Origin of the sequence: Klebsiella sp. 54 (genome assembly GCF_018223875.1) — a bacterium.
GTDB classification, from domain to species: Bacteria; Pseudomonadota; Gammaproteobacteria; order Enterobacterales; family Enterobacteriaceae; genus Klebsiella; species Klebsiella quasipneumoniae.
On the sequence record NZ_JAGRRA010000003.1, the window covers coordinates 17,975 to 29,796 of the forward strand.

The window sequence follows — 11,822 nt, forward strand, 5'->3', positions numbered from 1 at the left end:
CGGTGACTTAGTTGGACGCCAGGCCCAGGGCACGCTTCACCGGGCCAAAACTGCGCCGGTGATGCTCTGTTGCGCCGTGTTCCTGCAGCTTCTGCAGGTGAACAGCGGTGGGATAGCCTTTATGCTGGGCAAATCCGTAGTGGGGAAATGCGAGGTCCAGCGTGGCCATTTCGGCGTCACGAGTGACTTTTGCCAGAATAGACGCTGCGCTGATTTCTGCCACCCGGCTGTCGCCTTTGACTACTGCCAGGGAGGGCATCGGTAGCGATGGGCAGCGATTGCCATCAATCAGAACAAACTCGGGTACAATGCTCAGGCCGGCGACGGCGCGCTGCATCGCCAGCATAGTGGCATGCAGGATATTCAGCTCATCGATTTCGTGCGGCTCGGCGCGCCCCAGGCTCCAGCACAGCGCTTTCTCTTTAATCTCATCGAACAGCGCCAGACGACGCTTCTCGCTGAGTTTTTTGGAATCATTCAGACCCACAATCGGCTTCGCCGGATCGAGGATCACCGCCGCGGTCACCACCGCGCCAACCAGGGGGCCACGCCCGACCTCATCGACGCCGGCAACCAGATGGGTATGCGGATAGACGAACTCCATCATTGTTTTGCTAACTCCAGTACGGCATCCGCCGCCTGCTCATCGGCGTTGCAGCGGATCTGCTGATGCAGCGCGCGGAATGTCTCATGCATCTCATGACTGGTTTTGCCATCGGCCAGCAGCGGCTGCAGAGCGGCAGCCAGCGCCTGCGGCTCGCACTCATCCTGCAGCAGCTCTTTAACCAGCTCGCGCCCGGCCAGCAGGTTCGGCAACGAGACGTAGTCGGTTTTAACCAACCGCTTCGCCAGCCAGAAGGTGAACGGCTTCATGCGATAGCCAACCACCATCGGGCATTTCGCCAGCATACACTCCAGCGCCGCCGTCCCGGAGGCCAGCAGCGCGGCGTCGCTGGCGATCATCGCATCGCGCGCCTGACCGTCCAGCATATGGACGATCATATCCGGCGCCGTTTCAGCTTTAATTCGCTCAAACTGCTCCCGCCGTTTGGCATTAACCAGCGGCACCACCACCTGCAGATCGGGATAGCTAGCCCGCAGAAGCTGAGCGGTTTTCAGAAAGTCCGCGCTGAGCATTTCGACTTCTGCGCCGCGGCTGCCGGGCAACAGCGCCAGGCAACGCACGTCGTGCGGGATCCCTAACCGATCGCGCGCTGCGCCTTTGTCAGGATCCAGCGGCATCGCATCCGCCATGGTATGGCCGATAAAACGGCAGGGAACGTTAAATTTGTCATAAAACGCTTTTTCGAAAGGCAGAAAGGCCAGCACCAGATCGGTGGATCTGCCGATTTTGAAAACGCGTTTTTGTCGCCAGGCCCAGACCGACGGGCTGACGTAGTGAATGGTTTTGATGCCCTGCTTTTTCAGATTCCCTTCGAGGGTAATATTGAAATCAGGGGCGTCGATGCCGACGAAGACGTCGGGACGCAGCTCGCCGAAGCGGCGGGTCAAATCGGCGCGAATATGGAGTAAGCGACGCAGGCGACCGAGCACTTCAACAATACCCATCACCGCCAGCTCTTCCATTTCGTACCAGGCTTCACACCCTTCCGCCTGCATCAGCGGTCCCGCCACGCCGACAAAGCGCGCATTCGGGATGCGTGCTTTGAGGGCGCGGATGAGGCCGGCGCCAAGAATATCGCCGGAGGTTTCTCCGGCGACCAGGGCAATCGTCAGGGGACGCTGTTCAGTCATTAACGAATCAAGCCGCGGGTAGAGCGGGCGAAGAAATCGACAAACGGCTGGACTTCAGGATGCTGAGTCGCCAGTTCGGCGATCTCCGGCTTGGCTTCTTCCAGGGTCTTGCCGCTGCGGTACAGCAGTTTATACGCGTTGCGGATCGCGGTAATCGCTTCCCGGCTGAAGCCGCGGCGTTTCAGGCCTTCGATATTGACGCCGAATGGCGTAGCATGGTTGCCCTGGGCAATCACGAACGGCGGAACGTCCTGCGCCACGCCGGAGCAGCCGCCAACCATAACATGTGAGCCAATGACGCAGAACTGGTGCACCGCGGTCATGCCGCCGATAATGACATAATCATCCAGCGAAACATGGCCTGCGAGCGTCGCGTTATTGGCCAGGATGCAGCGATCGCCAAGCGTACAATCGTGCGCCACGTGGGCGTTGATCATCAGCAGGTTATCGTTGCCCACCTTTGTTAATCCACCGCCCTGTACTGTGCCGCGATGAATGGTGACGCTTTCGCGAATGCGGTTGCGATCGCCAATTTCCACCCGGGTCGGTTCGCCAGCATATTTCAGATCCTGGTTAACTTCGCCGATGGAAGCGAACTGATAGATCTCATTGTCACGGCCGATTTTGGTGTGGCCATTAACGACAACGTGAGACTTCAGTACGGTGCCTTCGCCGATTTCGACGTTGGCGCCAACAATACAAAACGGACCAATGTGGACGTTAGCGCCAATCACGGCGCCTTCTTCTACAATGGCGGTAGGATGAACAAAAGCGGTTTTATCAATCACGTATCAGGCCTCCCGGCTACGCGCACACATCATCGTCGCTTCGCAAACCACTTTACCGTCAACCAGCGCAACGCCTTTGAAACGGGTCAGGCCGCGGCGGGTTTTCTCGAAAGTGACTTCCATAATCATCTGATCGCCTGGTACTACCGGGCGTTTGAAACGTGCTTCATCGATGCCCGCGAAGTAATACAGCTCGCCTGGTTCCAGTTTTCCAACGCTTTTGAATGCCAGAATCCCGGTGGCCTGCGCCATTGCTTCCAGAATCAGGACGCCCGGCAAAATCGGCTTACCAGGGAAATGCCCCTGGAAAAACGGCTCGTTTACAGAAACATTTTTTACTGCGCGCAGAAAACGACCTTCTTCAAAATCCAGCACGCGATCTACCAGCAGGAACGGGTAACGGTGAGGCAGAAGTTCCAGAATCTCTTCAATGTGCAGAGTATGAGTGTCAGTAGTCAAAATACTCTTCCTGTCTAAATGTACTAAAAGGCAATAATAACACGGCCTGCGGCAATCTTTTAGCGAATGCAACAGGCCGGAAATGTCATGTGACCAAATGATGAATTAGTCTTGTTGATTAACCTTGCGCTCAATCGCTTTCAGGCGCTTGCTCATCTCGTCAATATTCATCACCAGCGCAGCGGTTTTACGCCACGCCTTGTTCGGCTGCAGCGGAATACCGGAGGAGTATACGCCAGGTTCGCTGATAGGACGCATCACCATCCCCATCCCCGTGACGGTGACCTTATCGCAGATTTCCATATGGCCGTTAATCACGCTGGCGCCGCCAATCATGCAGTAGCGGCCGATTTTCAGGCTGCCTGCCATGATAACGCCGCCGGCAACCGCGGTATTGTCGCCAATCACCACGTTATGCGCAATCTGGCACTGATTATCAATGATAACCCCGTTGCCAATCACGGTATCGTCCAGCGCGCCGCGGTCAATTGTGGTGCAGGCGCCGATCTCCACGCGATCGCCAATAATGACGCGACCCAGCTGCGGGATCTTCACCCAGTTGCCGCGATCGTTGGCGTAGCCGAAGCCATCCGCGCCGATCACCGTGCTGGACTGGATCAGGCAATTCTCGCCGATCTCAATCTCATGGTAAACGGTCACATTGGCCCACAGACGCGAGCCGGCGCCTATTTTCGTATTTTTCCCAACGAAGCAGCCTGCGCCGATGACCACGTTATCACCCAGCACTACCCCGGATTCGATAACGGCGTTGGCGCCGATGGCAACGTTGCTACCCAGCTTCGCCGTCGGATCGATAACCGCGCTCGGCGCGATATCCTGTGCCGGCTGCGGCGTGGTATCCAGAATTTGAGCCATGCGCGCGTAGGTCAGGTAGGGATTACGCACTACCAGCGCGGCGCTATGGGCAAAAGGCAAATCATCCTGCGTCATCACAACGGCAGAAGCCTGGCAAGCGGCCAGGTGCTCACGGTACTTAGGGTTGACCATGAAAGTGATTTGGCCCGTTTTCGCGCTCTGCATGGACGCAACGCCGGTGATGACGATATCGCCATCACCGTGTAATTCTGCATCCAACTGCTGCGCGAGATCAGCCAGTCGAATTGAAGGCATTACTTATTTAACCTGTTTCAGCACATCAGCGGTGATGTCTTTTACATCGCTGCTGTTGTATGCAACGGCATTCGCGTCAACCACCAGATCGATGCTCTGATCTTTCGCTACGCTCTGTACGGCAGTCTGGATACGGGTCACCAGTTTGCCACGCTCTTCGTTGGAACGACGAGCGCGATCCTGTTCAAACGCCTGCGCTTTCTGGGAGAAGGTCTGGCGCTGAGCCATCACGTCTTTTTCCAGTTTGGTACGATCGGCGCCCGGCTTCATGGACTGCAGACGCTGCATTTTAGACTGCAGGTCGCCTTCCATACGCTGCAGTTCGCTAGCGCGGCCTTTGAACTCGTTTTCCAGCGTGTTGGAAACGCCAGTTTTCTGGGCAACCTGTTGGAACAGGCTGTTCATGTTCACCAGGGCAATTTTATCTGCCGCCTGAGCGGAAGTTACCATTGCCAAACCCAGACCTGCAGCTAATAACCACTTTTTCACAATAAACTCCTTACCATCCCATGAGTACCCAGGGGTACCGTTATTTGCGTGGCGAGGCGATAAACGCGTTATCGCCTACGGTCAGCGCTATACTGCACTTGCATTCCGTTGCCGCCAACAATTACCAGGTTTTACCAATGTTAAACTGGAACTGTTCGGCTTTGTCTCCATCGTACTTTTTGAACGGTTGGGCGTAGGAGAAGACCAACGGCCCCAACGGCGACATCCACTGCACGGCAATACCCGCAGACATACGGATGTTGCTCGGATCGCTGTAATCCGGATATCCAGCGTACGCGTTCGAATCCCAGTGAGTATCCCATACGGTACCCATATCCCAGAAGAAGGAAGTCCGGACCGAGTTCGCATATTTGTCACTAATAAACGGCGTCGGGGTAATCAGCTCCAGGCTGGCCACCGCCATGGCGTTACCGCCCACCGCATCATCGGATTTACACGGTGCGGATTCGGTGCTCTTACAGTCGTTGGTATAGCCGCTGTCGCCATCATGACGGCTGCTCGACGGGAAGTACACCGCCTTCGGACCAATGGTGTTCGACTGGAAGCCACGCACGGTGCTGGAGCCACCTGCATAGAAGTTCTCATAGAACGGCATCTCTTTGCCGCCGATACCATCGCCATAGCCAAAGCGGGTACGACCCAGCACCACCCATTCATGATCGTTGTCGATCGGCACATAGGTGGCGGTATCCAACGTCGCTTTGTAGTATTCGTTGTCCGAACCCGGAATGGTCACTTTACCGTTCAGGTTGACGCGCGAACCTTCGGTTGGGAAGAAGCCGCGGTCAAGCTTGTTATAGGTCCAACCGTAGTTGAAGGTGAAGTCATTCGCACTGAACGAGTTCCGGTCGTTGGTGTTGTCCGGATACTGGCCCATCGAGTTCAGGTAACGCCACATCGCCACCTGCGGCTGCATATTGGACAGGGAGTTATGCACATACCCGACGCCCGCGCGCAGCGTGTTGTATTCGTTGACCGGGAAGCCCAGCGTGACGTCTGTACCATAGCTTTTGTTGGTATAGTCAGACAGATCCGCATCGTTCGCGTCAAAGTCATTATAGAAGATACGACCGCCGAGGCTCACACCGTCTACGGTGAAGTACGGGTTGGTCACCGACAGCTCGGTATAGGTCTGGTAGTCGTTTTTGGTGCCGTTGATCCCGACAGCATAGCCAGTACCTAACCAGTTATCCTGCTGAACGCCCGCCTGGAAGCTGACGCCGCTCTCGGTACCGTAACCGATACCGAAGTTGAAGCTACCGGTGTTACGCTCTTTCACCTTGTAGACTACGTCGACCTGGTCCGGGCTGCCTGGTACGCGCTGGGTATCGGTATCGACCGTTTCGAAGAAGCCTAAACGGTTGAGACGGTCTTTACCCTGATCGACGAGGTCGCTGCCCAGCCACGCGCCTTCCATCTGGCGCATTTCGCGGCGCAGAACGGCGTCTTTGGAGGTGTCATTGCCTTCGAAGCGAATTTTACGCACGTAATAGCGGTTGCCCGCGTCGACGTTGACGTGCAGCTTAACGGTTTTATCGCTGTCGTTGATCTCCGGCTGCGACTGTACGCGCGGGTAGGCGTAACCATAACGACCCAACAGTTTCTTGATGTCGTTTTCCATCTTGGTCACTTTCGCGCCGTTATACAGTTCACCCGGCTCGACTTTGGTCAGCGCTTCGATTTCCGCGGAATGGCCGGCGAGGTTGCCCGTCACCTGCACCCCGGAAAACTTGTACTGATCGCCTTCGGTGATGTTGACGGTGATGTAGATCCCTTTCTTATCCGGCGTCAGGCTGACCTGGGTAGAATCGATGTTGAAACGGGCATAGCCGCGATCCAGGTAGTAGCTGCGCAGGGTTTCAAGGTCGCCCGCCAGTTTCTGCTTCTGGTATTTACGGTCGCCGACCACGTTCCACCACGGCACTTCATCGCGCAGCTGGAAGTGGGAGATCAGCTCATCAGTCGAAAACGCATGGTTGCCGACGATGTTGATCTGCTGAATTTTAGCGGAGACGCCTTCCTGGAAGACCAGTTTCAGGTCGACACGGTTACGCGGCAGCGGGGTAACGACCGCTTTGACGCTGGCGCTGTATTTACCGACGCTGTAGTAGAAATCCTCGAGGCCCTTCTCGATATCCGCGATGGTCGTGCGGTCAAGCGACTCGCCCACCCGAACGCCAGAGGCCTCAAGGTTCTGCTTGAGCATGTCATCTTTCACCGACTTGTTGCCGGAGAAGGTGATGCTGGCGATCGTCGGACGCTCTTTCACCTGCACCAGCAGGGTATCACCATCGCGCAGGACGCGGACGTCCTCGAAGTTGCCAGTGGCAAACAGCGCGCGAATAGTGTTACTGATATCATCGTCGGTCACCGTATCGCCAGGACGCACTGGCATACTGAGGAGGGCCGCACCAACAGCGACACGCTGCAAGCCTTCGAAATGAATGTCCTTCACCACGAACCCTTCAGCACCGTATACAGTCGCGCTGCTAAACAGCAGCGACGCTATGAGCAACTTTTTCATCGCCATCGTTATTATGCGTTCTTCCTAACAAACTCTCTTATAACCGAGAGAAATCATTGAAAAGTGCAAGCCCCATTAACAGCACCAGCAGTATTGAGCCAATGCGATAACTAAAGTCTTGAACTCGCTCGGATACCGGCCCGCCCTTCAGCTTTTCAATCGCCAAAAACAGCAGATGTCCCCCATCCAGTACGGGTAGTGGGAACAGGTTGATGATTCCGAGGTTCACGCTAATCAGCGCAAGGAACATCAGATAATAAATCAACCCAAACTCCGCTGACATTCCAGCCCCCTGAGCGATAGAGATCGGCCCACTGAGGTTGTTCAGTTTGACATCACCGGTTATCAATTTACCCAGCATCCTGACCGTCAGTGACATCAGCTGCCAGGTTTTATCCGTGGCTTCAGCGATGGCGGCAAACGGTCCGTACTGACGTACTGTCTTGTATTCTTCAGGCAGCGGGATGACCTTTGGCACCACCCCTGCGAACCCTTCTGCCTTACCTTTCACCGTTTTTGCATCCGGCGTCAGGGTTAACGGCAGCGCACTCCCCTGCCGTTCAATCTCCAGCGCCAGCGCTTTGCCCGGATTATCGCGCACCAGATTAACAAACGTCATCCACTGCGTTAACGGTTGACCATCGACTTTAACGATCCGGTCGCCCGCTTGCAAACCTGCTTTCTGCGCTGCCGAGCCCGCCTGGACCTCCGCCAGCACTGTATCAATCTGCGCGCTGCGCGGCTGGATCCCCAGCGACGTGACGGGATCTTGCTTGTCTGGCTCAAACGCCCAGTGCCGCAGATCGACGATTTTATCCTGGCGCTGATTAGTCCCGAAAGGGGCGACGGTAAGTATTGTTTGCGGGTTGCCGATTTTGGCCACCAGCTGCAGACGCACCGCATCCCAATCAGGCGTTTCGATACCATCTATCGCTTTAAGTTCCGTTCCTTTTGCAATTTGTGCTTGCGCGGCAACCGAATTGGGCGTTATTTCACCCACTACCGGACGGACCCCAGGAACGCCGATGATGAAGACCAGCCAGTAGGCAAAGATAGCGAAAAGGAAGTTAGCGATGGGACCGGCGGCAATCACCGCCGCGCGCTGGCCGATGGTTTTATTATTGAACGCGTAGTGGCGCATCTCCGGCGCCACCGCTTCAACACGCTCATCCAGCATCTTGACGTAGCCGCCCAGCGGGATCAGGGCAATGACGAACTCTGTACCCTGCTTATCCATCCGCCGCCACAACGCTTTGCCGAAGCCGATAGAAAAACGCTCAACCCGGATACCGCAGCGACGCGCTACCCAAAAATGGCCAAACTCATGCACCGTAATCAGTACGCCAAGCGCAATGATAAAAGCTGCCAGATTCCAGAGCACGCTCAGCATATCACCTTCCGTCAAATCGTCCTGAAGACCAACAGTAGCAGACAGGCGAAGACCGGCACCGCCGCCGTCAGGCTGTCGATACGATCGAGAATACCGCCGTGTCCGGGAATCAAGTGCCCGCTGTCCTTAATGCCGGCCTCGCGCTTAAACATACTTTCCGTCAAATCGCCCAGCACCGAAGCCAGGGCGGCTACCACCGAACAGACCAGCAGCACCGTTGGCGTAACGTCAAGATGGGCCCACACCCCGTAGGCCCAGGAGATCACCGCCGCGGTCAGCAAACCGCCAAAAAAGCCCTGCCAGGTTTTTCCCGGCGAAACCTTCGGCGCCAGCTTGTGCTTGCCAAACATTTTGCCAAACATATAGGCGCCGGAATCCGCTCCCCAGACCAGAATCATCACGTACAGGAGCCACAGCGCACCGCTGTAATGGTTATCGGTATAGTGCCAGGCGCGCAGCGCCAGCATGCCCCAGAAAAACGGGACAATGGTCAGGATACCGAAGATGAGGCGCAGCACTTTAGAGTGACGCCAGAATGCCGCCGACGCCGGATAAGAGAGCACCAGCAGCAGCGCGACGATCCACCAGGCGAAAGAGGCCCACAGCGAGCCTTCAACCATCGGTTGATGAACGTCATAATGGTATTCCGGCAGCAGAAACAGCATCGCCGCCAGCAGAAGGCCGCACAACACCGCCAGCCAGACCCGCTGCGACGTCGAGGTGAAACCACTCAGTTGCCCCCACTCCCATGCGGCGAGCATACAGACCACCAGGGTCACGATAGCAAACCCCATAGGCGGCAATAAAAACAGCGCCGCAATGACGACGGGGATTAAGACGAAAGCAGATATCAGGCGATACTTCAGCAAAAGTGACCCCCATCAGGCATGACTGCCACCCGGCTCAGTGCCGCCGAAACGACGCTCTCGATTAACAAAGGCATGGAGTGCACCTTCAAAGTCCTGTTCAGCAAAATCGGGCCAAAGAACATCCGTAAAGTAAAGTTCGGCATAGGCAATTTGCCAAATCAGAAAATTACTTATTCGGTGCTCTCCCCCGGTCCTAATAACTAAATCTACGGGAGCCAGTTCATGCATGCAGACCTGCTGACTCAGCATGTCTTCCGTGATCTGCTCAGGCAGCAGCGTCCCGTCCTGTACCTGTTTCGCCAGCAAACGAACGCCCTGGGTAATATCCCAGCGACCGCCGTAATTGGCCGCAATATTCAGCGTTAAGCCGGTATTGTTCGCGGTCAGCGCTTCCGCTTTGCGGATACGCTCCTGCAGGCGCGCATTGAAGCGCGTGGTGTCGCCAATAATCCGCAAACGCACATTGTGTCGGTGCAGGCTTTTGACTTCGCTATCCAGCGCCCAGACGAACAGCTCCATCAGCGCACTGACTTCCTGAGCCGGACGGTTCCAGTTTTCGCTGCTGAACGCGTATAACGTTAACGCCTCAATCCCATTATTCGCCGCGAAAGAGACCGCGCGACGCACGGATTTCGCACCGGCCTTGTGCCCGAAAGCGCGAATTTTACCTTGCCGTTTCGCCCAACGGCCGTTGCCATCCATAATAATGGCGACATGACGGCAGCCATGTGTGGGCGATATTTCGCTGACAGTTTGATTAGCAGACAACATCACGCGTTTTAAGTCCATAATAAGGATTAACTAGCCACCAAACAGAGGCCACCGGGCCGCGCTGGATACGCATTTTTATCCGGTGCCGGGGCTGCAGCCAATCGCAGAGAACAACCAAAAGCTTTACGCAAAAAAGCCGTGTTTTGCCACGGCCACCGTAATCTTTAACAACAAAATGCAACGATCGGGTGGCGCAGACTATATCACTGAAGCTTTGCGCCCACAAATATCACCGCGTTACGCCTGGGTGACCAACCGTTTCAGCTGTTGATGAGCAACCGCGCGGGCCTCAGCGTCGATAACCAGAACGTCATCAATGCTTTGCGGCTCCTGCAGGTTCATCTTATCCAGCACAATCTGGTTAACCGCCGCAATATCGGTAAAGCGGATATCGCCATGCAGAAACGCGGCAACCGACTCTTCATTGGCCGCATTCAGCGTGGTGGTCGCCGCCTGGCCGACGTCAAACGCCTCCATCGCCAGCTTCAGGCACGGATACCGCGTATAGTCTGGCGCGGAGAAGCTCAGATTGCTCAGCTGGCAGAAGTCCAGCGGCTTAGCGCCGGAGTTAAGCCGTTGCGGCCAGCCCATGGTATGGGCGATCGGCGTGCGCATATCCGGCTCTCCAAGCTGCGCCAGCACGCTGCCGTCCTGATAGCGAACCATCGAGTGGATCACCGACTGCGGATGGATAAGGACCTCCATCTGCCGGGCCGAGGCGTTAAACAGCCAGCGCGCTTCAATATATTCCAGGCCTTTGTTCATCATCGTAGCGGAGTCAACGGAGATCTTGCGTCCCATCGACCAGTTAGGATGACGGCAGGCCTGATCCGGCGTCATCGCCGCCAGTTCAGCTACCGCTGTATCACGGAAAGGCCCGCCCGAGCCGGTCAGCAGGATGGATGAAACGCCATTCTGCGCCAGGTCAGCGTATCCCAGATGCTGCTGAATTGTCTCCGGCATACTCTGAAAAATCGCGTTATGTTCGCTATCGACCGGCAGCAATCGCGCCCCCGACCGTTGAACCGCCTCCATGAACAAGCGACCGCAGGTCACCAGCGACTCTTTATTCGCTAACAACACCGTTTTCCCGGCGCGGATCGCCGCCAGCGTCGGCACCAGCCCCGCCGCGCCGACGATAGCCGCCATCACCTGATCGACCTCCTCCAGCGCTGCGACCTCTGCCGCCGCCTGCTGGCCGCTCAGCACCTCGGTACGGCAGCCATGTTCCTGCAGACGGGTGCGCAATCGCTCAGCGCTTTGCGCATCGTCCATCACGGCGTAACGGGGGGTAAATTCAAGGCATTGTTCAACCATACGGTCAACGTTTTTCCCCGCGACCAGCGCGGCGACGGAAAAGCGACCGGGATTATGGCGCACCACGTCCAGCGTGCTACAGCCAATGGAGCCGGTCGAACCGAGAACGGTTAATTGCTTCATGAGACGTCCAGAAGAGTGGAAACAGAATAAAAAGCAAAACGCCGCCAGCAAGCCCCTACGCAGCAATTATCAGGGATAAGACGGCGGCATTAGGCCTTCAACTTAGCGCTAAAGGCTACAAGGCCAGCGGTCGCAACGCAATCCCGAGAATTGAGCGTACAGTCTTCTGTACGGCGTTTCGGATT

At 56.3% G+C, this 11,822-nt stretch carries 11 protein-coding genes; all 11 read right to left on the reverse strand.

The features are described from left to right. Window positions 1–7: 7 nt before the first annotated feature. The 11 genes from rnhB to ispC all read right to left on the reverse strand — a co-directional run bounded on the left by rnhB (window position 8) and on the right by ispC (window position 11,637). On the reverse strand, window positions 8–607 hold the full coding sequence (gene rnhB, locus KHQ24_RS09830) for a ribonuclease HII (protein ID WP_004204458.1): 600 nt from the start codon (window positions 605–607) through the stop codon (window positions 8–10). Beyond that, window positions 604–1,755: a lipid-A-disaccharide synthase gene (gene lpxB, locus KHQ24_RS09835; RefSeq protein WP_004204457.1), complete on the reverse strand. Its 1,152-nt coding sequence runs from the start codon at window positions 1,753–1,755 to the stop codon at window positions 604–606. Before lpxB ends, rnhB begins: the two co-directional genes overlap by 4 nt. Then, window positions 1,755–2,543, reverse strand: coding sequence for an acyl-ACP--UDP-N-acetylglucosamine O-acyltransferase (gene lpxA, locus KHQ24_RS09840; protein ID WP_004204455.1), 789 nt, complete (start codon window positions 2,541–2,543; stop codon window positions 1,755–1,757). The genes lpxB and lpxA overlap by 1 nt, the downstream gene beginning before the upstream one ends. Window positions 2,544–2,546: 3 nt before the next feature. Beyond that, entirely contained in the window at window positions 2,547–3,002 is a 456-nt protein-coding gene (fabZ, locus tag KHQ24_RS09845) for a 3-hydroxyacyl-ACP dehydratase FabZ (RefSeq protein ID WP_004145858.1), read from the reverse strand. Between the two features lie 105 nt (window positions 3,003–3,107). Then, entirely contained in the window at window positions 3,108–4,133 is a 1,026-nt protein-coding gene (lpxD, locus tag KHQ24_RS09850) for a UDP-3-O-(3-hydroxymyristoyl)glucosamine N-acyltransferase (RefSeq protein WP_004204453.1), read from the reverse strand. A gap of 3 nt (window positions 4,134–4,136) precedes the next feature. Beyond that, window positions 4,137–4,622, reverse strand: coding sequence for a molecular chaperone Skp (gene skp / locus KHQ24_RS09855; RefSeq protein WP_002889325.1), 486 nt, complete (start codon window positions 4,620–4,622; stop codon window positions 4,137–4,139). Window positions 4,623–4,743: 121 nt separating this feature from the next. Beyond that, complete coding sequence (gene bamA, locus KHQ24_RS09860) at window positions 4,744–7,173, reverse strand: outer membrane protein assembly factor BamA (protein WP_004204452.1); 2,430 nt, start codon at window positions 7,171–7,173, stop codon at window positions 4,744–4,746. Between the two features lie 31 nt (window positions 7,174–7,204). Further along, window positions 7,205–8,557, reverse strand: a complete 1,353-nt coding sequence (rseP, locus tag KHQ24_RS09865; protein ID WP_049092268.1) for a sigma E protease regulator RseP — start codon at window positions 8,555–8,557, stop codon at window positions 7,205–7,207. Between the two features lie 11 nt (window positions 8,558–8,568). After that, the gene (gene cdsA / locus KHQ24_RS09870; RefSeq protein ID WP_023292047.1) at window positions 8,569–9,426 is read right to left on the reverse strand and encodes a phosphatidate cytidylyltransferase; all 858 of its coding nucleotides are present in this window, start codon (window positions 9,424–9,426) and stop codon (window positions 8,569–8,571) included. A 12-nt stretch (window positions 9,427–9,438) separates the two neighbouring features. Further along, window positions 9,439–10,197, reverse strand: a complete 759-nt coding sequence (gene ispU, locus KHQ24_RS09875; RefSeq protein WP_002889316.1) for a (2E,6E)-farnesyl-diphosphate-specific ditrans,polycis-undecaprenyl-diphosphate synthase — start codon at window positions 10,195–10,197, stop codon at window positions 9,439–9,441. A gap of 237 nt (window positions 10,198–10,434) precedes the next feature. Beyond that, window positions 10,435–11,637: a 1-deoxy-D-xylulose-5-phosphate reductoisomerase gene (ispC, locus tag KHQ24_RS09880; RefSeq protein ID WP_065904252.1), complete on the reverse strand. Its 1,203-nt coding sequence runs from the start codon at window positions 11,635–11,637 to the stop codon at window positions 10,435–10,437. Between the last annotated feature and the right edge of the window lie 185 nt (window positions 11,638–11,822).